The organism is Streptomyces sp. NPDC048650, from assembly GCF_043199095.1.
GTDB lineage: Bacteria > Actinomycetota > Actinomycetes > Streptomycetales > Streptomycetaceae > Streptomyces.
The window spans coordinates 130,891-155,743 of the sequence record NZ_JBICVM010000008.1; the positions used below are offsets into that span (position 1 = coordinate 130,891).

At 73.3% G+C, this 24,853-nt stretch carries 19 protein-coding genes; 11 read left to right on the plus strand and 8 right to left on the minus strand.

The features are described 5' to 3' along the window. The first annotated feature begins 262 nt into the window (after positions 1-262). On the plus strand, positions 263-1,153 hold the full coding sequence (locus ACGFML_RS23440; protein WP_393546631.1) for an aminoglycoside phosphotransferase family protein: 891 nt from the start codon (positions 263-265) through the stop codon (positions 1,151-1,153). A gap of 210 nt (positions 1,154-1,363) precedes the next feature. On the opposite strand, the gene ACGFML_RS23445 is transcribed toward ACGFML_RS23440, so the two are convergent. Then, positions 1,364-2,077 (minus strand): exonuclease domain-containing protein, encoded by a 714-nt coding sequence (locus ACGFML_RS23445; protein WP_393546633.1) that lies wholly within the window; start codon positions 2,075-2,077, stop codon positions 1,364-1,366. A 244-nt stretch (positions 2,078-2,321) separates the two neighbouring features. Here ACGFML_RS23445 and ACGFML_RS23450 point away from each other — a divergent pair, with 244 nt between their 5' ends. Next, positions 2,322-3,038 carry an SDR family NAD(P)-dependent oxidoreductase gene (locus ACGFML_RS23450; protein WP_393546635.1) on the plus strand — a complete coding sequence of 239 codons (717 nt, stop codon included), beginning with the start codon at positions 2,322-2,324 and terminating at the stop codon, positions 3,036-3,038. 51 nt (positions 3,039-3,089) lie between these two features. On the opposite strand, the gene ACGFML_RS23455 is transcribed toward ACGFML_RS23450, so the two are convergent. Further along, complete coding sequence (locus tag ACGFML_RS23455) at positions 3,090-4,331, minus strand: SAV2148 family HEPN domain-containing protein (protein WP_393546637.1); 1,242 nt, start codon at positions 4,329-4,331, stop codon at positions 3,090-3,092. A 645-nt stretch (positions 4,332-4,976) separates the two neighbouring features. Between ACGFML_RS23455 and glgX the strand changes: the two genes are divergently transcribed. Beyond that, a complete protein-coding gene (gene glgX, locus ACGFML_RS23460; protein WP_393546639.1) occupies positions 4,977-7,145 on the plus strand; it encodes a glycogen debranching protein GlgX in 2,169 nt (722 codons plus the stop codon). On the opposite strand, the gene ACGFML_RS23465 is transcribed toward glgX, so the two are convergent. Continuing rightward, positions 7,081-8,352, minus strand: a complete 1,272-nt coding sequence (locus tag ACGFML_RS23465; protein WP_393546641.1) for an MFS transporter — start codon at positions 8,350-8,352, stop codon at positions 7,081-7,083. The two genes, glgX and ACGFML_RS23465, sit on opposite strands and share 65 nt — an antisense overlap. Positions 8,353-8,500: 148 nt before the next feature. Here ACGFML_RS23465 and treY point away from each other — a divergent pair, with 148 nt between their 5' ends. After that, complete coding sequence (treY, locus tag ACGFML_RS23470) at positions 8,501-10,972, plus strand: malto-oligosyltrehalose synthase (protein ID WP_393546643.1); 2,472 nt, start codon at positions 8,501-8,503, stop codon at positions 10,970-10,972. Between the two features lie 467 nt (positions 10,973-11,439). Then, positions 11,440-13,359, plus strand: a complete 1,920-nt coding sequence (otr(A), locus tag ACGFML_RS23475) for a tetracycline resistance ribosomal protection protein Otr(A) (RefSeq protein WP_393546645.1) — start codon at positions 11,440-11,442, stop codon at positions 13,357-13,359. Positions 13,360-13,392: 33 nt separating this feature from the next. Here the strand turns inward: otr(A) and ACGFML_RS23480 are convergent, their stop codons facing one another. Continuing rightward, positions 13,393-13,938 carry an FHA domain-containing protein gene (locus tag ACGFML_RS23480; RefSeq protein WP_393546647.1) on the minus strand — a complete coding sequence of 182 codons (546 nt, stop codon included), beginning with the start codon at positions 13,936-13,938 and terminating at the stop codon, positions 13,393-13,395. A 321-nt stretch (positions 13,939-14,259) separates the two neighbouring features. On the opposite strand from ACGFML_RS23480, the gene treZ reads away from it, so the two are divergent. The 3 genes from treZ to ACGFML_RS23495 all read left to right on the plus strand — a co-directional run bounded on the left by treZ (position 14,260) and on the right by ACGFML_RS23495 (position 16,863). Then, the gene (gene treZ, locus ACGFML_RS23485) at positions 14,260-16,044 is read left to right on the plus strand and encodes a malto-oligosyltrehalose trehalohydrolase (protein WP_393546650.1); all 1,785 of its coding nucleotides are present in this window, start codon (positions 14,260-14,262) and stop codon (positions 16,042-16,044) included. Between the two features lie 73 nt (positions 16,045-16,117). Next, the gene (locus ACGFML_RS23490; RefSeq protein ID WP_393546652.1) at positions 16,118-16,486 is read left to right on the plus strand and encodes a hypothetical protein; all 369 of its coding nucleotides are present in this window, start codon (positions 16,118-16,120) and stop codon (positions 16,484-16,486) included. Beyond that, complete coding sequence (locus ACGFML_RS23495; protein ID WP_393546654.1) at positions 16,483-16,863, plus strand: transcriptional regulator; 381 nt, start codon at positions 16,483-16,485, stop codon at positions 16,861-16,863. The genes ACGFML_RS23490 and ACGFML_RS23495 overlap by 4 nt, the downstream gene beginning before the upstream one ends. On the opposite strand, the gene ACGFML_RS23500 is transcribed toward ACGFML_RS23495, so the two are convergent. Then, positions 16,860-17,393, minus strand: coding sequence for a type 1 glutamine amidotransferase domain-containing protein (locus ACGFML_RS23500; RefSeq protein WP_393546656.1), 534 nt, complete (start codon positions 17,391-17,393; stop codon positions 16,860-16,862). The genes ACGFML_RS23495 and ACGFML_RS23500 overlap by 4 nt on opposite strands. Positions 17,394-17,498: 105 nt before the next feature. Next, positions 17,499-18,986 carry a purine-cytosine permease family protein gene (locus ACGFML_RS23505; RefSeq protein WP_393546658.1) on the minus strand — a complete coding sequence of 496 codons (1,488 nt, stop codon included), beginning with the start codon at positions 18,984-18,986 and terminating at the stop codon, positions 17,499-17,501. A 215-nt stretch (positions 18,987-19,201) separates the two neighbouring features. Here ACGFML_RS23505 and ACGFML_RS23510 point away from each other — a divergent pair, with 215 nt between their 5' ends. Further along, positions 19,202-20,776 carry a PucR family transcriptional regulator gene (locus ACGFML_RS23510; RefSeq protein ID WP_393546660.1) on the plus strand — a complete coding sequence of 525 codons (1,575 nt, stop codon included), beginning with the start codon at positions 19,202-19,204 and terminating at the stop codon, positions 20,774-20,776. A gap of 40 nt (positions 20,777-20,816) precedes the next feature. On the opposite strand, the gene ACGFML_RS23515 is transcribed toward ACGFML_RS23510, so the two are convergent. Then, positions 20,817-21,464, minus strand: a complete 648-nt coding sequence (locus ACGFML_RS23515) for a CatB-related O-acetyltransferase (RefSeq protein WP_393546662.1) — start codon at positions 21,462-21,464, stop codon at positions 20,817-20,819. Positions 21,465-21,570: 106 nt separating this feature from the next. Then, entirely contained in the window at positions 21,571-22,866 is a 1,296-nt protein-coding gene (locus ACGFML_RS23520; RefSeq protein ID WP_393546664.1) for an erythromycin esterase family protein, read from the minus strand. Between the two features lie 344 nt (positions 22,867-23,210). Between ACGFML_RS23520 and ACGFML_RS23525 the strand changes: the two genes are divergently transcribed. Together ACGFML_RS23525 and ACGFML_RS23530 are read left to right on the plus strand one after the other, a co-directional pair. Continuing rightward, positions 23,211-24,167 (plus strand): metallophosphoesterase family protein, encoded by a 957-nt coding sequence (locus ACGFML_RS23525; protein WP_393546666.1) that lies wholly within the window; start codon positions 23,211-23,213, stop codon positions 24,165-24,167. Next, positions 24,164-24,823 carry a 4'-phosphopantetheinyl transferase gene (locus tag ACGFML_RS23530; RefSeq protein WP_393546668.1) on the plus strand — a complete coding sequence of 220 codons (660 nt, stop codon included), beginning with the start codon at positions 24,164-24,166 and terminating at the stop codon, positions 24,821-24,823. The genes ACGFML_RS23525 and ACGFML_RS23530 overlap by 4 nt, the downstream gene beginning before the upstream one ends. Positions 24,824-24,853 lie beyond the last annotated feature (30 nt).

The following is a 24,853-nucleotide window of genomic DNA, read 5'->3' on the forward strand; positions in this document are numbered from 1 at the left end:
GTTGTCCGCGCCCCGTCGGCCGCCCCCGCCGGCGCGGCGGGCCGCGTGCTGCGGGGCGGTCGGACCGGCCGGCCGCCGGTCCGTGGGAGCACGCCCCCGGGCAGTCGGCCGCCGTCATCGTCGTGACGGCCGCCCCCGCCGTCAAGCCTCCCGTCCGATTCCGTACGAGATCTCCGCCCGGCCGTCCACCTGGGACGTCTTCCGGCCTCGCCGGAGGGACCTGCGACACTGGTCGCGATCACGCACCGCAGGAGGCACCACGATGACCGAACCGAGCCCCGCCGCCTTCACGGAGGCGCGCGCCCGGGACGTGCTGGCCGCAGCCGGGCACCCCGGCGCGGCGGCGGACGCCCGGCTGCTCTCGCTCGGCGAGAACGCCGTCTTCGCCCTCGGCGAGCGCGGTGCGGTCGTCCGGGTGGGCCGCAGCGCCGAACTCCTGGAGCGCGCCGAGCGGGAACTGGGCGTGGCCCGGTGGCTGGAGGCCCGGGGCGTGCCCGCGGTACGGGCCGCCGAGCCCGTGGCCTCGCTGGTGGACGGGCATCCCGTGACGTACTGGCAGCGGCTCCCGGAAGCCGTCCGGCCTGCCGGGCCGGGCGATCTGGCCGAGCTGCTGAAGGTCGTCCACGCGCTGCCGGAACCGCCGTTCGCCCTTCCGCGGCGTGAACTCCTCGGCGGCGTCGAGCGCTGGCTGCGGCTGGCGGGCGAGGCCGTCTCGGCGCAGGACGTGGAGTATCTGCGCGGTCGGCGGGACGCGTTCGCGGCGGCCGCGTCGGCGCTGGAGCCGCATCTGGGCCGCGGCCCCATCCACGGCGACGCGCTGCCCCGAAACGTCCATGTCGGGCCCGACGGACCGGTGCTGGTCGATCTGGAGACCTTCTCCTCCGATCTGCGGGAACACGACCTCGTGGTGATGGCGCTGAGCCGGGACCGCTACGGCCTGGCCGCGGACGCCTACGACACCTTCGTGGCGGCCTACGGCTGGGACGTACGGGACTGGGCGGGCTGTGCTGTGCTGCGCGGCTCCCGGGAGACGGCGAGCTGCGCCTGGGTCTCCCAGCACGCACCCGGCAACCCGGCAGCCCTGGCGGAATTCCGCCGCCGGATCGCGTCGCTGCGCGAGAAGGACGCGACGGTGCGCTGGTATCCGTTCTGAAGCGCCGCGAGGCTCCCCGGGGCCCGGTGAACGGCGTGCATGGGCCCGCCGGCACGGCCACGGCGCGATTGCTGCCACCGGGTGTCGGCGGCGCCGCCCCGGTGTCCTCCGGTGCCGCCCCGGCAGCGACGACTCCCGGCACGGATGTCGCCCTGCTCCGACGGCTCCCCGCACAACCCTGCCCGGCGCGTGCCCCGGCTCGGGTGTCCGTCAGACCTGGAAGGGAATGAGCGGCCAGGCCGGCTCGACTATCGCCCCGGGGTCGCCCGAGCGGCGCAAGTACGCCTGGAACGAGGCGGCCTGTGCGGCGGCGGCCTCCTCCTGAAGGGCATGCAGGGCACGCGGCGACGGGATCGCGACGTCCGGGTACTTCTCCCCGATGCGCCGGGCGACACCCGCCGCGGCGGCCGCGTCGGCACCCGCCTCGTGCGCGCCGTCCAGCCGCACGCCGTAGTGCCCGCAGAGCGCCTGCAGCGCGCGCTTCCCCTTGCGGTAGCGGTCCACGTGCTTGTCCAGGACCAGGGGGTCGATGACCGGCCCGGGTGCGCGCCCGAGGCGGTCCGTCAAGGTGCGTACGCCGTGCCGCCGGCACTCGCGGTCCAGGAGGGAGAGGTCGTACCGCGCGTTCATCACCACCAGCGGGATGTCCGCGCGCAGGGCCTCGGCCAGGGCCTCGGTGATGTCCTCTATCGCGGCGGCCGGGGGACGGCCATGCTCTCGGACATATGCGGTCGTCATGCCATGAATCGCCGCCGCTTCCTCGGGAATCGGCACACCCGGATCGAGCAGCCACGACCGCTTCCCGGCCGCCCGCCCGTCCCCCTCCAGCCGGATCAGCGCGGCGGTGACGATACGGTCCCGCTCGACGTCGGTGCCCGTGGTCTCCAGATCGAAGCCGACCAACAGCTCCTGATGCCAGCTCATGCCGAAACCTCGCTTCGCTCGGCCTCGCACTCGCTCGGCGCGCACCCTTCGTGGATTCTCTCGCTACGCTCGCTCATGCGGCCCCTCCTTCGGTGGTACATCCCCCGTTGCCGATTCACTCTCGCACGCACCACTGACAATCCCCCCGGCCCCGTCACGGCAGGGGGCAGCCGCCCCTCGCCACGGGCCCGTCGGCCGGGCGGAACCCGGCGGGACTTCGGGTCCGCTCCTCTAGGCTGACCGCATGGACCTACGGCTGGCAGGACGCGGCGCGCTGGTGACGGGCGGCAGCTCGGCGATCGGTGCGGCCGTCGCCGAGGCACTGGCGGGCGAAGGGTGCGAGGTCCTCGTGCACGGGCGGGACGCGGCAGCCGCCGCGGCCGTCGCCGAACGGGTCACGGCCCGGGGGGTGCGTGCCGAAGTGGTCCTGGGCGATCTGACGGAGCCCGGCGTCGCCGAGGAGGTCGCGATCACCGCACGCGGATTCGGGGCCGACATCCTGGTCAACAGCGCCGGGCCGTTCGCCGGGCGCGGCTGGGACGGCTCGGGCCCGGCCGACTGGCGGGCCTCGTTCGAGGGCGACGTCCTGCCGACGGTACGGGTCTCCCAGACCCTGCTGCCCTCGCTGCGCCGGCACGGCTGGGGCCGGATCATCACCGTCGGCGGCCGGACCGTACCGGCGGCGCCGCCCGGGACGGCCGCCCGCGCCGCGGCCACCGCGGCCGTGGTGAACATGACCACGAGCCTGGCACACCATCTCGTCGGCACGGGTGTGACCGCGAACTGCGTGCTGCCGGGCCTCATCGTCACGGACGAGGACCGTACCGGCGCGCCGGCGGACGGTCGGCACGGACGCCCCGAGGACGTCGCCGCCGCGGTCGCCTACCTGGCCAGCCCGCTCGCCGATTTCGTCAACGGGATCGAGCTCCACGTGGACGGCGGCCCGGTCGGGACCCCGTAGGCCGGAGACGCTCCCGACCGCCCCGCTCGCCCCGGGGCACGGCGGCGGCCCTCACGACACGGGCCGCGAGTCCGCCCACACGCTCTCGAACTCCTCACGGTAGGTCTCGAAGAGCCCGTGTTCGCCGTCCCGGCCGTCCGTCCGGACGATGTCGCGGCCACCGCCGCGCAGCACCAGGACCGGCGACTCCATCCCGCGGCTCTTGCGCAGATAGCTCTGCACTACGGCCAGGCCGTCCTGGCCGTCACCGTCGACGAGATAGGCGGTGAAGCGCGGGGTCTCGTCGAAGACCTGGATCTCGAAGGCCCCGGGGTCGCGCAGCCGGGCCCGCACCCGCCGCATGTGGAGGATGTTCATCTCGATGGAACGGCTCATCTCGCCCTTTTTCAGGCCGATTTCGCGCTCCCGGCGGCGGACCGCGCTGCTCGCGGGGTTGAGGAAGAGCAGACGGATCCGGCAGCCGGATTCGGCGAGCCGGACCAGGCGGCGGCCGGAGTAGTTCTGCACGAGGAGGTTCAGCCCGATGCCCACCGCGTCGAGGCGTCGGGCGTTGCCGAAGAGGTCCTCGGCGGGGAGCTGGCGCTGCAGCCGCACCCGGTCGGAGTGGACGCCGATGACATCGGCGTAGCGGTCTCCGACGAGGTCCTCCACGGCGTCGATGGGCAGCCGGCCGGAGATCCGGGTGCCGGCGCCGGAACCCAATATGTCGAGCAGCCGGGCGGACGCCCGCTCCGCCTGGGCGAGCACCGTCTGGGACAGGGCGCGGTTGCGGGAGACGATGTTGCGGGCGACCTCCAGCTCGTCGAGGGCCAGCTCGACCTCGCGGCGGTCGTCGAAGTACGGCTCGAAGCAGGGCCAGTGCTGGACCATCAGTTCCCGCAACTGAGGCAGAGTCAGAAAGCTGACGATGTTGTCGTCGGCGGGATCGAGGAGATAGCCCTTGCGTCGGCTGACCTCCCGGACCGCGACCGCGCGTTGCACCCATTCCTGCCCGGCGGGCCCGGCCGCGGCGATGACCCACTCGTCACCGTGCACCGGCTCGTAGATGGGGCGCAGCACGGCCGCCACGACGGCCCGCAGCCGCTGTTCGACCAGATTCAGCCAGATGTAGGCACGCCCGGCCCGGCGGGCGCGGGTGCGCACCTCGCTCCAGGCATCGGCGCCCCAGTCGAGCTCCGCGCCGATCTCCAGCGGCCGTGCCAGGGACACCGCACCGGGCGGTGCATCGACGGAGCCGCCCTCATGACCCTCATGACTCTCGTCACCAGGGGGCAACTCCAGCCCGCCACTCACCTGCCACCGCCTTCCGAACCCCCGTGCCAACGATCAAGGCAGACTACTGCGGTGCGGGAGGTGGTGCAGCAGGATGGATCGAGTCGGCTGCCAACTCCCCAGCAACTCCGGGCCCGTTGCCCCCGAGAAGCGGGAGGGGAGTGAGCGGATTCATAGCCGTGACGTCGTGGGGAGCCGGGCGGGGCCGATGCCGGCCCACGCGATGGGGTGTTTCCGTGGCCGGCCGTTGACCCGGGGCGCGTCCGGCGGTCGGTGCCGGGGTCCGGGGCGGTGATCACTTCACCCGTGGCGCAACGATGCCCCGATGTCCTCGGGCGCAATGCCCTCCGCGAGACCCGCGAGGATGCGGTCGACGGCGTCGCGTATGACGTACGGGTACCTGCTGATACCGGCTCTCGACGGTGACGGGGACGGTGGCGGGGACGTCGTCCCAGGGGTCGCGCACCGCACACGGGCGGGAGGAGCGATGCACCGGCCGCTCGGTGTCCGCAGGGTCATCGGCTTCCTCTCCGGCACCCGCGGTACGTCTCGCCACACGGCATCCCCCGACGACGGTCTTAGTACGACGATCCAACATCGCGGCGATTGCCCACCACTGCCGTGGAGTCGCCCCTGCCCCCGCCGCGAAGATGGAAGAGTCTGAGTATGCAGGTCTGGCCGGGACAGATGTATCCGCTGGGTGCCACCTACGACGGGGCGGGCACCAACTTCGCGGTGTTCTCCGAAACCGCGAGACGCATCGAGTTGTGTCTGCTGCACGACGACGGTTCGGAGACCGCCGTCGAGCTGCGCGAGAGCGACGCCTTTGTACGGCACGCGTATCTTCCGGGGGTGATGCCGGGGCAGCGCTACGGCTTCCGGGTGCACGGCCCCCACGACCCGGGGCACGGGCACCGCTGCAATTCCGCGAAGCTGCTGCTGGACCCGTACGCGCGGGCGATGAGCGGCCGGATCGAGTGGGGAGAGGCGGTCTACGGCTACCACTTCGGGCGGCCGGAGGCGCGCAACGACCTCGACTCGGCGCCGCACAGCATGGCCTCGGTGGTGGTCAACCCCTATTTCGACTGGGGGGACGACCGCCCGCCGCGCACCGCGTACCACGAGACGGTGCTCTACGAGGCCCATGTCAAGGGGCTGACGATGCTGCACCCGGAGCTGCCGGACGAGCTGCGCGGGACCTACGCGGCACTGGCGCATCCGGCGATCATCGACCATCTGACGAAGCTCGGGGTGACCGCCCTGGAACTGATGCCGGTGCATCAGTTCGTGCAGGACCACCGGCTGGTGGACGCGGGAATGACGAACTACTGGGGCTACAACACCATCGGGTTCTTCGCCCCCCACAACGCGTACGCGTCCTGGGGGGACCGCGGGCAACAGGTGCTGGAGTTCAAGACCGCGGTGCGGGCGCTGCACCGGGCCGGGATCGAGGTGATCCTGGACGTGGTCTACAACCACACGGCGGAGGGCAACCACCTCGGCCCGACACTGTCGTTCCGGGGACTGGACAACGCCTCGTACTACCGCCTGACGGATGACAAGCGGTACTACATGGACACCACCGGGACCGGTAACTCCCTGCTGATGCGCAGCCCGCACGTGCTCCAGCTGGTGATGGACTCGCTGCGCTACTGGGTGCAGGAGATGCATGTGGACGGGTTCCGGTTCGATCTGGCGGCCACGCTGGCCCGGCAGTTCCACGAGGTGGACCGGCTGTCGTCGTTCTTCGATCTGGTGCATCAGGACCCGGTGGTCAGCCGGGTGAAGCTGATCGCGGAGCCGTGGGATCTGGGTGAGGGCGGCTATCAGGTGGGGAACTTCCCGCCGCTGTGGACGGAGTGGAACGGCAAGTACCGCGACACGGTGCGGGATCTGTGGCGCGGGGAGCCGCGGACGCTGGCGGAATTCGCGTCCCGGCTGACCGGCTCGTCGGACCTCTATCAGGGCGACGGGCGCCGGCCGCTGGCCTCGGTGAACTTCGTGACCTGCCACGACGGCTTCACGCTGCACGATCTGGTCGCGTACAACGACAAGCACAACGCCGCCAACGGCGAGGCCAACGAGGACGGCGAGCGCTTCAACCGGTCGTGGAACTGCGGGGTGGAGGGGCCGACCGACGACCCTTCGGTGCGGCGGCTGCGGGCCCGGCAGATGCGGAACTTCCTGGCGACGCTGATGCTGTCGCAGGGCGTGCCGATGCTCAGCCACGGCGACGAGTTCGGGCGCAGCCAGGACGGCAACAACAACGCCTACTGCCAGGACAACGAGCTGTCGTGGGTGCGATGGCCGCAGCGCGACGCCGGTGACCGGGCCGAGGCCGACGAGGGCGGTCCGGTGGAGGCGGCGCCGGACGAGGAGCGGGAGCTGCTGGCGTTCGTGCGGCAGATGGTGTGGCTGCGGCGCGATCACCCGGTGTTCCGGCGGCGGCGGTTCTTCCAGGGGCAGCCGGCCGAGGGGACGGCGGACGAGCTGTCCGACATCGCCTGGTTCACGGCCGAGGGGGAGGAGATGGGGACGCGCGACTGGCAGTCGGTGCATGCCAAGGCGCTGACGGTCTTCCTGAACGGCAGCTCCATCTCCGAGCCGGGGCCGCACGGGGAGCCGGTCTCCGACGACTCCTTCCTGCTCATGTTCAACGCGCACGAGCAGGACATGGAGTTCACCGTTCCGGCGCACCACGGCCGGCAGTGGCAGGTGGTGGTGGACACCGATCGTCCGCGCGCGGCGGCGGACGGCCGGGGCGCCAAGGTCAAGGCCGGTGATCTGCTGACGCTGACGGGACGGAGTCTGCTGGTGCTGCAGCGCCCGGGCTGATGCGGCCGGACCGGCTCGTCGTCCGGGCGGTGACCGCGATGGCCAGGATCGCCACGGCGGCACCGACGGCGACCGCGAACGCGGCGGACGGCCCGTGCGCCTCGGCGAGCCGTCCCGAGGCGGCCAGGGCCAGGGCCTGGCCGCCGACCACCGCGCTGGTGAGAAAGGCCATCGACTCGGCCAGCCGGTGGGCGGGCACCGCCCGTTCGGTGAGGGCGAAGACGGTGATCAGATGCGGGGCGAAGGCCACGCCGAGGGCCACCACGACGAGATAGAGCGCCCCCAGCGTCCCGACGAACAGCAGCGGCGCCGACAGCACGATCAGTGCGGCGCCCGCCGCCCGCCACCGGGTCAACAGCCCGATGCGGGCGGGTACCAGGGCCAGCGAGAGGCCCACGACGGCGCTCATCACGCCCATCGCCGCGTAGACCAGGCCGGCCTGCTCGGGCTGGTGGAGGCGTCCGGTGAGTGCAGTGATGCCCGCCTGGCAGGCGCCGAACATGGCACCCTGCAGTGCCATCGAGGCCCGCATCCCGTACACGCCGGCGGGCAGCCGGGAGCGGGCCGGGCGGGCGGCGGTCGACGTCGTGGCGGGCCCCTGAACGGTTGCCGTGCGGTGCAGGGCGAAGGCCGAGCCGCAGACGGCGAGCAGCAGCGCGGCCAGCGCGAGCGCGACGGCCGGATGGGCGACCGCGGCGGCCAGGCCCACCAGGGCCGGGCCCAGCACGAACGACACCTCGTCCAGGGTGCCTTCGAAGGACAGCGCGGCGGCGACGGTCCGCTCGTCGGCCCCCGCGCGGCGGGCGAGGGCCACCAGCCGGGTACGGGCCAGCGGCCCGATCTGCGGCACGCTGGCGCCGGCCAGCAGCCCGGCCAGAGCCAGTTGCGGCGTCGCGGTCCGCGCCAGGGCGGCCGCCACCAGGACGGCCACGGCCACCGCGTTGAGCCAGCAGGCGGTCAGCACGACGGGGCGCTGCCCGTGCCGGTCGGCGAGGCGGCCGATCAGCGGCCCGGCGACGGTCTGCCCCGCTGCCAGCGCACCGCCCACCACGCCCGCGGTGGTGAGCGAGCCGCTGGTCTCGGCCACCAGCAGCAGGCTGCCCAGCTGGCACATGGCGGTGGGGAGTCTGCCGAGGAACGAGACGACGGGCAGCAGCGGCCCGCCCAGTGCGATCACCCGGCGGTAGGTGGCCGTTGCAGCGCTCATCGGGCGACGCTATCCGGGTGGGCCGGCGCACCGTAGGGGCAGGACATACGAAGGGATGCGGCGCACCGGCCGGCCGGCTCGGAGGAAACCCCAATGCCGATGCCCGGTGGAGGACACAACGCACCGCCAACGGGGTACGGGTGTTCCCATGACGCAGCCTTCGAGACCGTCGCCGACCGCCACCTACCGGCTGCAGCTCCAGCCGGACTTCCCGTTCGCCGCCGCCGAGCGGGCAGTGCCGCAGCTCGCCGCGCTCGGCATCTCCCATCTGCACCTCTCCCCCGTCCTGGAGGCGGTGCCGCGGTCCACCCACGGCTATGACGTGGTCGACCACACGGCGGTACGGGCCGAGCTCGGCGGCGAGGAAGGGCTGCGGGCCCTGGCGTCGACGGCGCGGTCGCACGGCCTGGGCCTGGTCGTCGACATCGTGCCGAACCACATGGCGCTGCCGGCTCCGGCGTCGCTGAACGGACCGCTGTGGGAGGTCCTGCGGGACGGCCCGACATCGCCGTACGCCCGGTGGTTCGACATCGACTGGGACGGCGGGCACGGCGGGCGGATGCTGCTGCCGGTGCTCGGCGGACGGCTGGGCGACGAACTGCAGCACTTCCGGGTCCGGGACGGGGTGCTGCGCTACGGCGAGCACTCCTTCCCGCTGCGCCCCGGTACCGAAGAGCTGCCGATGGAGCGCCTGGTGGAGGCCCAGTGGTACCGCCTCGCCTGGTGGCGGCTGGCCCGCAGCGAGCTCAACTACCGCCGCTTCTTCACCATTTCGGAACTGATCGGAGTGCGCGTCGAGGATCCGGAGGTCTTCGACGCGACGCACGGCACGCTGCTGCGGCTGATCCGCGAGGGTGTCGTCGAGGGGCTGCGTGTCGACCACCCCGACGGCCTGGTGGACCCCGGCGGCTATCTGGACCGGCTGCGCGCCGCCACCGGGGGCCGCTGGACGGTCGTCGAGAAGATCCTCACCGGCGACGAGCGGCTGCCGGACGGCTGGGCCTGCGCGGGCACCACGGGCTATGACGCGCTGCGCCACATCGACGCGCTGTTCGTCTGCCCGCAGGGCGTCGGCCGCCTCTTCTCCCACTACCGCGACTTCGTCACCCCGCTCGCCGACGAGGGCGGCGACTGGGAGGAGACGGTGCGCCGGGCCTCCTACGAGGTCGTCACCCACGATCTGGCGGCGGAGGTCGAGCGGCTGGTACGGACGGCGACACGGATCAGCGAGCGGGCGCCGCGGCCGGGCGACCACGCGCCCTGGGCGCTGCGCCAGGCGGTCCGCGAACTGCTGGTCCGGCTGCCGGTCTACCGCCCGTACACCGCGGACGCGGGCCGGGCCGGGCACGACGCGGCGATGTTGGGCGAGGCGGCGGCGCGGGCGCGGGCGACGTTCGCGGTGCCGGAGGAGGCGCGGGCGGTGGACCTCGTCCACGATCTGGCGCTGGGACGGTACGAGGGCGGCTCCGACGACCCCGGCGACGGCACCGGGGACGGGCACCACGGCGCCCCGGACCACGACGGCTTCGCCGCCCGGTTCGCACAGACCGCCTCCGCGCTGCACGCCAAGTCCGTGGAGGACACCGCCTTCTACCGCTACCCGGTGCTGCTGTCGGCCTGCGAGGTGGGCGGCGACCCCGGCACGCCCGCGCTCGGCCCGCAGGCGTTCCACGACTTCTGCGCCCGGGTGCAGCGCGACTGGCCGGCGACCGCGACGGTGCTCTCCACGCACGACACCAAGCGCAGCGGCGATGTCCGCGCGCGGATCGCCGTGCTGTCGGAGTGCCCGGACCGGTGGCGCGACGTGCTGGCGCAGGTGAGCGAGGGGGCGGTCGGGGACGTCATGGTGGACGGGGCGACGGACCCGATGGTGGCGTGGCCGGCCTGGCAGACGGTGTTCGGGCTGGGCGGCCGGCCCGCCGACGGCGCGGCGACCGCCGAACGCGTGGCCCCCGCCGTCCTCAAGGCCGTACGCGAGGCGGGGCTGCGGACCTCCTGGACGGAGCAGAACCCGGAGTACGAGGAGGCGGTGGCGGAGTTCGTGCGCAGCGGTCCCTGCGGTCCGCCGGCCGCCCCGCTCGCCGCGCTGGACGACGAACTCGCCCCGTTCGTCCGCGCGAACGTGCTGGGGGCGACGCTGCTGCACCTGACCATGCCGGGGGTGCCCGACCTCTATCAGGGCACCGAGCGGGAGTACGCGGCGCTGGTGGACCCGGACAACCGGCGGCCGGCCCGGCTGGGGCCCGAGCTGCTGGCGGATCTGGACGGCGGGGCCGCGCCGCGCGACCTGTCCGCCGAGAAGCTCCGGCTGACGGCGGTGGCGCTGCGGCTGCGGCGCGCGCACCCGGAGTGGTTCGGCGCGTACACACCACTGGGCGCCGAGGGGCCCGCGGCCGAGCACTGCGTGGCGTTCGGCCGCGGCGGGCAGGTGGTGGCGGTCGCGACGCGCCTGTCGCTGCGCCTGGTGGAGACCGGTGGCTGGTGGGACACGGTGCTACGGCTGCCGCCGGGCGGCCCCTGGCGCGAACTGCTGACCGGCCGGACGGTGGAGGGGGGTGCGGCGGTGGGGCTGAACGAGCTCCTGGCGGAGTCACCGGTGGCGCTGTTCGCGGCCGGGTGACCCTCGCCGCAAGCCGGTCACTGCTGCCCCGCCGCGCGCAGCAGCTCGGTGAACCGCGCGGCGGCGCCGGTCGGTTCGACCTGTGAGAAGACCGTGATGTCGCGGCGCCAGGGCGGGTCGGTGGGGACCTGGGCACAGTCGAGGCCGGTGCGCCTCGGTGGGGCTGACCGAGGCGGAGGCCCGCGCCCGGGACGCCGACCTGACCGCCTGCGTGCGGGTCCTGACGCAGATGCTCGCACTCTTCGACCACGTGGACGTGAACTGACGTCCGCGCCGCCTGTCGACGCCCAAGGGGCGAGTGGCTAATTCGGTTGCGGCCGGACGTGCCGCTGCGCAGCATGGCCACGTACGACCGGCCTTCCGCCCCCCTACGACCGCTTTCCGCGCCAAGGAGCCCCGAATGCGCCGATTCCTCGGAACTACTCACCGCCCCATTCGGACGACAGTTCTCGAGGAATCCACCTTCCATGCTCCCTTCGCGCACCCTGAACATCGGGATTCTCGCCCACGTCGACGCGGGTAAGACCAGCCTCACCGAGCGGCTGCTGTTCGACACCGGCGTCATCGACCGGCTGGGCAGCGTCGACGCCGGTGACACCCGTACGGACACCGGCGATCTGGAGCGGCAGCGCGGTATCACCATCCGCTCCGCGGTCGCCTCCTTCACCGTCGGCGACGCCCAGGTCAATCTGATCGACACCCCCGGCCACTCCGACTTCGTCGCGGAGGTCGAACGCGCCCTGGGCGTGCTCGACGGTGCCGTGCTGCTGCTCTCCGCGGTGGAGGGCGTCCAGGCCAGGACCCGCGTCCTGATGAGGACGCTGCGGCGACTGCGGCTGCCCACGCTGCTGTTCATCAACAAGATCGACCGGGCCGGCGCCCGGGGCGATGCGCTGCTCGCGGACGTCCGACGGCTGCTGGCCCCCGTCGCCGTGCCGATGGCGTCCGTGACCGGGCTCGGCACCTCCCGGGCGCGCGTGGCGCCGTACCGGCTGTCCGACCCGGTCGCCCGCGAACGCCTCGCCGAGACGGTGGCCGAGGCGGACGACACACTGCTCGCCCGGGTGGTCGAGGGCCCGCCACCGACCGCGGACCAGGTACGCGCCGCGCTGGCCGCCCGTACCGCCGACGGGTCGCTGCACCCGGTGTACTTCGGATCCGCGCTCGGCGGACAGGGCGTCGGCGCGCTCATCGAGGGGATGGCCGGGCTGATCCCGCCGGCGCCGGTGGCCGCGGGCGGCGCGCCGCGCGGCACGGTCTTCGCCGTCCAGCACCCGCCGGGCGGGGAACGTACGGCCCATATCCGGCTCTACGAGGGTGAGTTGCGGCCCCGGCAGCAGATCGAGCTGCACCGGCGCGCCCCGGACGGCGGGTGGGACTCGCTGACCGGCCGGATCACCTCGCTCGACGTCGTCGGCCGGCCGCCCGGTGGCGCGGGCCGGCTCACCCCGGGCCATATCGCCGTGCTCCGCGGGCTGCCCGGCATCCGCACCGGTGACCGCCTGGGGCCCGCGGGCGGCGCGCCCGAGGCCCTGTTCGCCTCCCCCACCCTGGAAACCGTCGTCCGCGCCCACGATCCGGCGCGCGCCGCCGCCCTGCGGGCCGCGCTGCTGGCGCTGGCCGACCAGGATCCGCTGCTGCAGGCGCGCCCCGCGGTCGACGGCGCCACCTCGGTGCTGCTGCACGGCGAGGTGCAGAAGGAGATCATCGCGGCCACCCTCCGCGACGCGCACGGTATCGAGGCGGAGTTCGCACCGAGCCGGGTGGTGTGCGTGGAGCGGCCGTGCGGGGTCGGCGAGGCGTGCCACGAGATCGCCGGGCGGGGCCACACCGGCCACTGGGCGACCGTCGGGCTGCGCGTCGAGCCGGGCACCCGCGGCTCCGGCCCGGTCTTCGGCTACGAGACCGAACTGGGCGCGCTGCCGCACGGCTTCCACCAGGCCATCGAGGAGACCGTGCTGGCGACGCTGCGGCAGGGGCCGCGGGGACTGGCGGTGACGGACTGCCGCGTGGTGCTGACCCGCTCCGGCTTCATCGGCCCGATGAGCACGGCCGGGGACTTCCGTGCGGTCACGCCCGACGTGCTGCTGCGCGCGCTGCGGCGGGCCGGGACCCGGGCCTACGAGCCGTATCACGCCTTCGAGGCGGAGCTGCCGCTCGATGCGCCGGCCGCGGTCACCGCCCGGCTCGGCGCGCTGGGCGCGGAGTTCACCGAGACGTCCGGCGGACGGCACACCTGGCTGCTGCGCGGGGTGCTCCCGGCTCGCCGCGTCCAGGAAGCGGAAGGGGCGCTGCCGGGCCTGACGCACGGCGAGGGGGTGTGGAGTTCGCACCCCTCGGGCGACCGTCCGGTGCGGGACGCGCCCGCCGAGAGCGGCCGGGCGTGAGGCTGCGGCCGGGGAGCGGCCGGCGGGCTCCGCTCAGCGCTCCGTCAGGACGTAGTCGACCTGGCCGAAGGTGATGTGGTCGCCCGGCCCGACCGGGATCTCACCCACCACACGGCGCCCGTTCACGCAGGTGCCGTTGGTGGAGCCGAGGTCGCGCAGCACCCAGCCGCTGCCCGAGCTGCGCAGTTCGGCATGGGCGCGGGAGACGGTCTCGTGGTTGAGGCGCAGCCCCACACCGGGGGCCCGTCCGATGAGCAGCGGGAAGGGGCCCGGTGCGGGCAGCAGCAGCTTGGGCAGCCGCTCGGTACGCCACGCCCGGCGCACCCGGAGGTGGAACGACGAGGCCCGGCCGACCATCCGCAGAAGGGTCCCCTGGACCTTGCCGCGGCTCTCCAAGTCGACCGTGGCCAGGGCGAGATCGGAGTGCTGCTTGGCCGTGAGGACGAGTTCCAGCCGGCGCAGGAAGGTGTCCTGGGACAGGCGTCCCTGCGCCGCGCCCTCGCGCAGCAGATCGAGGGCGCGTTCCCGGTCGGCGTCCGACGGGCGCGCCGGCACCGCGGGGAACTCGAGCGAAGTCATGACGTGATTCTCCGGCCACCGTGACCCGCTGTCCAGGCGGGGTATGCGTCACGAGCGGGGCGGGAGAGGGCGGTGGCCGTCGGCCGGGTCGGTGGGCCGTTCGCCCGGGCGGCGGAATGGCGCAATTGCCGGCCTGCGGTGACGCCATGTCGCCACGTCGGGGTGGCGTACGGGGCGGCGGCGTGCATTCTTCGTGCATGCGGGGCGCCCGGGAAGGTCCACGGCCCGGTGCGCGCGACGTCACACCCCGTTGGCGCGGGGCAGGTCGGGAAACGGGAGCGAATCCACGCCCTTCGGGAGCGTGGGCCGAGGGAGGCAGCCGTGCTGTTCGAGGTCTGGGCGCCGAGCGCCGGGCGGGTCACGCTCCAGTGGGCGGGCGAGCGGACCGGCGAACCGCCGCTCCCGCTGGAGCGGGCCGCGGACCGCGACGGCTGGTGGCGCGCCGAGGCGGCGGCCCGCGACGGCGACCGCTACGCCTTCCGCCTGGACGACGGCCCGCCGCTGCCCGATCCGCGCGCCGCCCGGCTCCCGGACGGCCCCGGCGGGCCCGGCGCGGTCGTCGATCACGGCCGGTTCGCCTGGCGGCGCCCATGGGCCGGCCGCCCGCTGCCCGGCGCGGTCCTCTATGAGCTGCACATCGGGACGTACACGGCCGAAGGCACGTTCGACGCCGCCGCCGGGCGCCTGCACCATCTCGCCCGGCTGGGGATCACCCATGTCTCCCTGATGCCCGTGTGCCCGTTCCCCGGTACACACGGCTGGGGGTACGACGGCATCGCGCCGTGGGCGGTGCACGAGCCGTACGGCGGGCCGGCCGGGCTGAAGCGCTTCGTGGACGCCGCGCACGGCCACGGGCTCGGGGTCGTGCTCGACGTCGTCCACAACCATCTCGGCCCCTCCGGCAACCATCTGCCCGCGTTCGGGCCGTACTTCACCGACACCCACCACACGCCCTGGGGGACGGCCGTCAATCTCGACGCCCCCGGTTCCGACGAGGTGCGCCGCTATCTCCTCGACAGCGCGCTCACCTGGCTGCGCGACTACCGGATGGACGGGCTCCGGCTGGACGCCGTCCACGCGCTGCACGACTCCCGGGCCCGACACTTTCTGGCCGAACTGTCCGCCGAGGTGGATGCGTTGGCCGGTCGTCTGCGGCGGCCGCTGTTCCTGATCGCCGAGTCGGACCGCAACGATCCGCAGACCACCGCATCGCGCGCGAGCGGCGGCCACGGCGTGCACGCGCAGTGGAACGACGACTTCCACCACGCCCTGCACACCACCCTCACCGGCGAAACCCAGGGCTACTACGCCGACTTCGCGCGCGCCCCGATGGCTGCCCTCGCCAAGACCCTGACCGGTGGCTTCTTCCACGACGGTACGTACTCCAGCTTTCGCGGCCGCAGCCACGGCGCCCCGCTCGACCCGCACCGCACACCCCCCTACCGGCTGCTGGCCTACGCCCAGACCCACGACCAGATCGGCAACCGCGCCCTCGGCGACCGCCTCACGGCCACCCTCTCCCCCGGCCTCCTGGCCTGCGCCGCCGCGCTGGTATTGGCCGCGCCCGGCACGCCGATGCTCTTCATGGGCGAGGAGTGGGGCGCCCGGACGCCGTGGCAGTACTTCACCGACCACCAGGACCCCGATCTGGCGCAGGCCGTACGGGACGGCCGCCGCCGGGAGTTCGCCGCCCACGCCTGGGGAGCGGCGGCGGCAGACTGGCCGGACCCGCAGGATCCGGCGACCCGCGCCCGCTCCGTCCTGAACTGGTCCGAACCCGAAGACGAGCCGCACGCCGCGCTGCTGGCCTGGCACCGGACGCTGCTCTCCCTGCGCCGTGGCCTGCCCGACCTGACGGACCCGGCTCCGGGCCGTACCGAGGTCACCTACGACGAGGGGGCGCGGTGGCTGATCCTGCGGCGCGGAACGGTCCGAGTGGCGGTCAACCTGGCGCGGCACACGCAGGCCGTCCCGGTCCGCACGGACGGCGAATCCGCCCCGGAACTGCGGGTGTTGGCCGCCTGGAGCGAGGGCGACGGGCCGGCGGCGGGCGGGGTGGTACGGGTGAGCGGGGAGTCCGCGGCCGTGCTGGGTGAGGCGCCTTGAGCGGGACGTGCAAGCGGCCCAGGCGCGCGCCCGTCTCAAGGCAGGGCTGACTCCGGCGTGGTACGGACCGGCCGTGGCGGCGGCCTTGGTGCTGCCGACCCTGGTGCGGGTCTGGAGCCAGGGCAGGGGCGGCCAGACGACCCTGGTGGCACCCCTCGTGTCGTTCGTGGGCCTCGCCCTCGTCCTCGCGCTCGTGCGGGCCGCGAGGAGGGAGTCCGGAGTGTTGGTGACACAGTCCTGGTCCCTGCGCCTGCGACGGAGCCGGGTCGTGCTTCCGGTCGTCTTCGTGGCGGGCCTGCTGGCCGGAGCGCTGTGCCGGGTGGGCGGAGCGGGCGAGGCCGCAACCCGGTTTGCGGCGTTCACCGTGTGGGGGCTCGGTGTGTGGGGCGCGTGCACGGCCCGCAACTCGGCGATCAGGCGCACGCTGCGGGAACGCACATGACCGGCCGCCCACCGAGGCAGGAGAGGGCGGTCCTGGACGACACCATCCAGCATCCGACCCGGTTGGCCGTGGTCGCCTTTCTCTCCGCGTGCGAAGAGGCCGAGTTCGCCGCCGTGCGCGACGGCTGCGAGGTGTCCGACTCGGTGCTCAGCAAGACCGCGTCCGCGCTGGAGGCCGCCGGGTACCTGCACGTCCGCAAGGGTCACGTGGGCAAGCGCCCCCGGACCTGGCTGTCCCTCACCCCCGTGGGCCAAGGCCCTGGCCGGTCACATCACGGCACTGCAGGACATCGTCGCCGCGGCCCGAAGAGCGAGCGGCGGCCAAGAACCAGGACGACAGGTCGACCCACCAGCGCCGCCGGCCGTTCGCTCCTCTAGGCGGCGAACTCCGCCACCACGGCCGCGTTGAACGCCTCCAGATCCGCCGGCTTGCGGCTGGTGATCAGGGTGTTCGGGCCGGCCGTGCAGATGACGACCTGTTCGTCGACCCACGTGCCGCCGGCGTTGCGGATGTCGGTCCGCAGGCTCGGCCAGGACGTCAGGGTCCGGCCGCGGACCACGTCGGCCTCGATCAGGGTCCACGGCGCGTGACAGATGGCGGCCACCGGCTTGCCCGCGGTGAAGAACGACTTGACGAAGGCCACCGCCTTGTCGTCCAGCCGCAGCGCGTCCGGATTGGCCACCCCGCCCGGCAGCACCAGCGCGTCGAAGCGGGCCGCGGCCGCCTCCCCCACGGTCAGGTCGACGGGGAAGCTGTCGGCCCGGTCCAGGTGGTCGAACGCCTGCACCTTCCCCGCCGCCGTGGAGACCAGCTTCGGAGTGCCGCCCGCGTCGCTCACCGCCTGCCACGGAGCGGTCAGCTCGACCTGTTCGGTGCCCAAAGGGGCCACCAGGAACGCCACCTGCATAGTGCACTCCCATCCGTTCACGTCGGTGGGTGAGGGGGTGAGGGGGCGCAGAACCGCCTCTCCTCACCCACCGACCATAACGGCCCGCGCCCGAACACTCATCCGCTACGCGGCGCCGCCCGGCGCGGCGGCCCCCGCCGCGTCCGCGCCCTCCAGCTCCCGCTCGCTGGCGGCGACCGCCGCCTCCTCGGCCACCCGGTCCAGGTTGCGGTTGAGCAGGTAGTACAGACCGCCGCCGACCAGCAGGCCGGGCACGAAGGAGAGGTCCGCGCCGCCCAGCGCCTCGGTGACCGGGCCGGTGTAGAAGGACGTCGCGAAGAACGGGATCATCGCGGCGAAGCCCGCGACATAGGCGACGATGCCCCGCCAGGCCCAGAGGCCGTAGATGCCGGACACGTCGAAGATGGCAGTGACGGCGTAGTGGCCGCGCCGGACCCAGTAGAAGTCGACGAGGTTGACCGCGGTCCACGGGATCAGGAAGTACAGCATCATCAGCACGAAGGTGTTGAAGCTCTCCAGGTAGTTCTCCGGGAGCAACATGGCCACGGCGAAGATGATCAGCCCGATGACGACGATGCCGGCGATGCGGACGCGGACGGTCGGCGTGACGCTGCGGAAGGCGTCCACCGCACTGGTGGTGGTGAGCATCGCGCCGTACGCGTTGACGGCCATGATGCCGATCAGGGCGACGGAGGAGACGACGACGGCGAAGGTGCCGAACCCGGGGAAGACGGCGTTGCCGACCTGCCGGATGCCGGTGATCGCGTCCGGGTGGGGCAGCGCCGAGGCGAGCAGCGCGCCCAGCGACATCAGCCAGGCCGCCGAGCCCGCCGCGCCCGCGTACGTCCACCGGATGACCTTGCGGGCGGAGACGTCGCGGGGCAGGTAGCGGGAGTAGTCCGAGACGTACACGGCGTAGCTGATCTGGTAGCCGGCCGCGGCGGAGAAGACCACCAGGAAGGACGTCCAGGAGCCGTGCGCGGGGTGCGCGGCGCCGGCCGCGGAATGCGGGTCGAGCTGGACGAGGGCGCCGACGGTCAGCACGCCGAAGACGACGATCAGGACGTAGGTCAGCCAGCGCTGGACCAGGTGCAGCAGGTCGTGGCCGACGACGGCGAGCACGATGGCGACGCCGATGATCAGCACGTACCAGAGGGTGGTGCCGCCGGGGAAGACGGTGCGCAGGCCCTGGGCGGCGAGCACGACGTTGAAGACGTTGAAGCCGACGTAGACGAAGACGACCGCGGCGAAGGGGACGATGGCGCCGCGGATGCCGAACTGGGCACGCGACTGGATCATCTGCGGCAGGCCCATCCGCGGGCCCTGGTTGGCGTGGAAGGCCATGAAGAAGGTGCCGAAGCCCGCACCGAGGACGACGGCCGCGACGGAGGCGAGCAGGCTCAGGCCGAGCGCGGGACCGAGGAAGCCGGTGACCATGGTGGTCAGCACGAAGTTCCCGGTGAACCAGAAGGGTCCCTGGTGCCACACCTTCCCGTGCCGTTCGCGGACGGGCACGTAGTCGATGGAGCGGACCTCGATCACACGGGATCCGCGCCCCTCGCTCGTGCCTTCCCTGGCGGGCTGGGGGTCCATGGGCTCTCCTCGGGGCGTAGCGACAGATCCACGGCGGCCGGGCGGGGTCCCGGGGGCGGGCACGCCCCGTGGCGGCGGATCTGCGGAGGTGCTTCGGTGGTGCTGCCTGCGCAGCAGCGTCGTCGCTGTTGCGGTGGTGCGAAGGTAGGCGCCGTGACGGCGGGACTCGATCGCCCGATCGTCCACTCCATAGATATGTGATGGACACTATGTCTATGCCGCTGCATATCTCCGATCTCCTGGCCCGGCCCGACCTGAATCTCTCGGTCACCTACGACGTGCCGCCCGCACTGCTGGCGCGCACCGTCGAGGCGGCGACCGTGTCGGATCTGCCGGTCCCGGGGAAGTGGCTGCACGGCGGCGAACTGCTGATGACGATCGGCCTGCTGCTGCCGAGGGAGCCGGCCGCGTGCCGGGCGTACGTCCGCGATGTGGCCGAGGGCGGGGCAGCGTGTCTGGCTCTCGGACTGGGGCAGGGGCTGCCCTACCAGGAGGCGCCGGAGCCACTGGTACGAGCGGCCGAGGAAGCCGGACTGCCGCTGCTGACGGTCCCGGACGAGGTGCCGTTCATCGCCGTGACCAAGGCGGTCTTCGACGCGCGGGCGGACGAGCGGCGCGAGGCCCTGCACCGGGCCTTCGCGACCCAGCGGCGGCTGACGGCGGCCGCGGCCGGGGACGGGCTGCGGCCGATGCTGGAGGAGTGGACGGCCGCCACCGGGGTGGGCGCGGCGGTGCTGGACCCGCTGGGGCGGCTGCTCGCGGCGGGCGAGCGTGCGGCGCAGCCGCCGCTGGAGGAGGCGCGGGACCTGATCGAACGGGTCGCGGCGCGGGGGCTGCGCGGCAGCGCGTCCAGCACGGCGGCGGGGCGGCAGCTGGAGGTGCAGCCGCTCGGCGCCCGACGGCTGCGCGGTCTGCTGCTGCTCACCGGCCGCCCGGACGATGCCGCCCGTTCGGTCGTCCCCGGTCTGGTCTCGCTGCTGTCTCTGGAGCTGGAGCGGCGTCATCTGCGCGACGAGCCGGAGCGCCGGCGCCGGTCGTCCCTGCTGTCGGAGCTGCTGGCCGACGAGGAGCTGTCGGGCGTGCGGGCCCGCGACATGCTGGCGTCGGCCGGTCTGACCGCCGAGCGGGTGCGGGCCGTCGTGGTGGAGGCCGTCGGGAGCCCGAAGAGCGGTACGGGGCGCACGGGGCCCACCGCCGGGCCCGCCGAGGGCGCCGCCCAGGAGATGGCCGCCGATCTGGCGTTGGCGATGCCCGGCGGGCTGGTAAGGGAAACGGGCGGGGTCATCGAGGCGGTCGTCGGCGAGGATCTGGACATCCGCGAGGTGCTCGGTCGGTTCGCACCGCGGTGCGCGGCCGGCATCGGTCCGGCCACCGCCCCCGAGGCGGTGCGGGTCTCGCTGCGTCAGGCCACCGGGCTGCTCGCCGTCAGCCGGGCCGGCGGCGCACCGGCCGAGGCCCGGCAGAGCGAGGCCAGCAAGCTGCTGCTCGACCTGGGCGACCGCCGGACGCTGCACGGATACGCCGACACGGTGCTCGGCCCGCTCGATCTGGCCGACAACGGCGAGGAGTTGATCGCGACCCTGGCGGCCTGGCTGGAGACCGGGGGCGCCTGGGACGCCACCAGCCGGCGGCTCGGCGTGCACCGGCACACCGTACGCAACCGCCTCGACAAGGCCATGGACCTCACCGGCCGCCGTCTGGACGACCCCGACGACCGCTTCGACCTGTGGCTGGCCACCCGTATCCGGCGCGGCGGCACCTCTTCCGCCGGCGCCGCCGGCCCTGCCTGATCCCCACCCGAGGCCCTGGGCCGGCGGGCCCGGCACATGGTCACTGCGGCGGGGGAGCCGCGGCCTCGAGGTCGTCGATGCTGCCGGACATGATCGTGGGGAGGTGCTCGGTGATGTGCTGGACGGGCCAGTCCCACCAGGCCACGGCCAGCAGGCGGGCGATGGTCGCATCGTCGAAGCGACGGCGGATCGGTCGGGCCGGGTTGCCGCCGACGACGCCGTAGTCCGGGACATCGTCGACGACCACGGAACCGGAGGCGACGACCGCACCGTGGCCGATGCGGACGCCAGGCATGATCATGGTCCGGTATCCGCACCAGACGTCGTGGCCGACCACGGTGTCGCCCCGGCCGGGCAGGCCGCTGATCAGGTCGAAGTGCTCGGCCCACGAGCCGCCCATGATCGGGAAGGGGAACGTGGAGGGGCCGTCCATCCGGTGGTTGGCGCCGTTCATGATGAACCGCACCCCCTCGCCCAACGCGCAGAACTTGCCGATGACCAGCTTCTCGGGTCCGTAGTGATACAGCACGTTGCGACGCTCGAACGCGGTGGGATCGTCCGGATCGTCGTAGTAGGAGAACTCCCCGACCTCGATCAGCGGCGAGGTGACCAGCGGCTTGAGCAGCACCACACGAGGTTGATCGGGCATCGGGTGCACCACGGTCGGATCAGCGGGAACTGCTGGCATCAGGCGTCATGTCCTTACGCGTTGGCGAGTGGGCGCATGGCCCCGACGGGACCATGGGCGGCCGGAGCCTCCTCGGCGGAGACCCCGGCCTGCCGGTTTCGGGTGGTCAGAAGTGCACCGACGCATCCCGGGTGACGGTGGGAACGGTGAGCACCGCATCGAACGCCAGGGGAACCGGGGTGGACACGCTGGCGCTCTGCGCCCGTATGCCGTTCAGCAGCGGCTCCCCGTGAGCGTCCCGCGGCGACCGACGCAGGTCGGTCAGGGTGGTCCGGTCGCCGAGCCCCGCGTCGATGAGGGCCGCCTCGACGCTGCCGGGGCCGGGCGGCTCAAGACGGGCGTCCTCGAGGGTGAAGCCGACCTTGGCGGCCTGGTCGGGATACATCTCGGGCACATGGTCCGCAGTGTGGGTGAGGGCGACCGAGCGGTAGTCCCGGCCGAACATGCGGTGCAGATGCCGGCCCATGGGCGGCGCCGTGAGGGCCCCGCCGAACTCCAGGGTCGTCTTTTGGATGTGACTGTTGTGCGCCGCGAGCACGATACGGGTCCCCGGTGCGGCGTGGTCCAGATGCCAGCGCACCGACTCGGCCAGGTAGATCTCCCGGACCGTCAGGTCCGCGCCGTTGCCGTGACCGGACAGCAGGGCGTTCATCGCCTGGAACATGTAGTCGGCGTGGCAGGCGGCCTCCACCCGGCGTCGGGCGATGTCGAAGCGGGTCTGGTCGGTGCGGGCCACGCACAGCAGTTCGGTCGCCCGTAGCCGCAGCAGGAGCCGCGCCAGTGCGGCGGTCAGCGCGTTCTGCTCGCCGGGCTCCAGGCGGCCCCACGCCGGTGCTGCCGCGGCGGCGGAGCCGGCGCCGTCGAGGAACCGGTCGCTGATCTCCAGCGCCACGTCCACGAGGGGCAGCGCGTCGGGGTCGGCCTCGCGCAGGTAGTCGGCCACCGGGTCCAGGTCGGGCCGCAGCGCCCCACCGGCTTCGGAGATGTCGATGCCTGCGAAACGCAAGGGGTGCCCGCTGGTGCGGTTGTGGTGGCGCAGCCAGTGCATGAGGTCCGCGGCGCCCCATTCGGCGGCGGCCCTGCTCACCTTCGCGAGGTCGTCGTCCCCCTCGCCCTGCAGCCACCGGTCGACGGCGAAGGCTTCGCTGAAGCCGAACTCGTAGGCGAGGACGGTGAATCCGCACCGCTCGGCGAGGAACCGCAGCACTCGCCGGCGGGCGCGGGAGAACTCCTCGACGAAGTGCGCGCCCTCGCCCACGGCGACGACACGGGCGTCGCCGACGATCTCCGTGAGCGGTTCGAGGTCGTCGAGCGGCCGGTGCGGGTCGAGCGTGGTCAGTTCGGTGGCGTGCTCACGGAACCAGTCGGCAAGCAGGCCAGGGGAGGAAGCGTGGTCAGGCATGTGTCGAGCTCACTTCTCTGCACGGAGGTCGAGGAGGATCGTCCACGGGCGGCACGGCCGCGTTCGGGCACGCCACGTTCGGGCACGGCCACGGGACGAGACGCATCGGCGCAGCCGGCACCGGGCCACTGGGCCACGCGCGTACCGCACCTGTCGAAGGACCTCGTCAGAGGAAAAAGATGCCTACTGTCATGCTCGGAAGATAGCTCCGGACACCCGGCCCGCGCGACCGAATAACTCGGCCGGCCGCCCCGGCAGCCGTGGCCCCGACGGCACCCCTGGCCGCAACGCGCCGAATTCCGCCCGCTCTTCACTCTCGCCCCGCCACCGTCTTTACTTCCGTCATGGCCTACGAGATCCGCAGCATCCCCCCGGAGAGCGCCGCGCCGCCCACCCCGGACACGCCCCCGGCCCCCGACGCCGGACCACGGCGCGGGCGCGGCGCACTGGTGGCGGTCAGCGATCTGCACGTCCGGTACGAGGAGAACCGCGACATCGTCGAGCGGCTGCGCCCCGAGTCCGACGACGACTGGCTGCTGATCGCCGGCGACATCGGCGAGTTCGTCGCCGACATCCGCTGGGCGCTGGCCCTCCTCAGCGAGCGCTTCGCCAAGGTGGTGTGGGTACCGGGCAACCACGAGCTGTGGACGCCGACCGACGACCCGGTGCAGCTGCGCGGCGTCGCCCGCTACGAGCATCTCGTCGCCATGTGCCGGGAGTTGGGGGTCGTCACACCCGAGGACCCCTATCCGGTCTGGGAGGGCGAGGGCGGCCCCGTCGTCATCGCACCCCTCTTCCTCCTGTACGACTACTCCTTCCGGATGCCGGGCCTGACCTCCACGGAGGCGGCACTGGCCGCCGCGAAGGAGGCCGGGGTGGTCTGCACCGACGAGTTCTTCCTGCACCCCGACCCGTATCCGACGCGCGAGGAGTGGTGCCGGGCCCGGGTGGCGGCGACCGAGGCCAGACTCGCCGCCGTGCCCGAGGAGTTGCCCACCGTGCTCGTCAACCATTTCCCGCTGGTCCGCGAGCCCACCCGACCCCTGTGGTACCCGGAGTTCGCCCTGTGGTGCGGCACCGAGGCGACCGCCGACTGGCCCCGCCGCTTCCGGGCCGCGACGGTGGTTTACGGCCATCTCCACATCCCCCGGCTGCTGGTCTGCGACGGCGTGCCCCATCAGGAGGTCTCGCTCGGTTACCCTCGCGAGTGGCACCGCCGCTCCAGCGAACCGGGTCGGCCGGTCCAGATCCTGCCCGCGACCACCGCGGTCGCCGCCGACACCACCAGGACACCCACATGATCGGCAAACTGCTGCCGGCGCCCATAGCGACCGCCGAGGCGTTCGAGGACGACCCGCTGTCCATGATGTACCCCGAGGAACGGGCGCTGGTGGCGAGCGCGGTCGCGCACCGTCAGCGCGAATTCGGCACCGTACGCGGCTGCGCCCGCACCGCACTCGCCGAACTCGGCAGAGCCCCGGCCCCCATACTCCCCGGCCCCGGCCGCGCCCCCCAGTGGCCGGACGGCATCGTCGGCGCGATGACCCACTGCACCGGTTACCGCGCCGCCGCGGTGGCCCGTGCGACGGACGTGGCGTCCATCGGCCTGGACGCGGAGCCCAACGAGCCCATCGGCGACCCCGGCGTCATCGACCTCGTCACCCTCCCCGAGGAACGCGCCCAACTCCCCCGGCTGGCCGCCCTGCAGCCCGACATCAGCTGGGACCGCCTGATCTTCAGCGCCAAGGAGTCCGTCTACAAGGCGTGGTACCCCCTCACCGGCCGCTGGCTCGACTTCGAGGAGGCCCGCATCACCCTGGACCCCACCGACGCCACCTTCACCGCCCGCCTCCTGGTCCCGGGGCCGGTGGTCGACGGCAGCGAGGTCACGGAATTCGGCGGCCGGTGGCTGATCGGCTCGGGGCTGGTGGTGACGGCGATCGTGGTGGAGCGGTAGGGGAAGCCCCCGGGAGCGCCCGGACGGGAG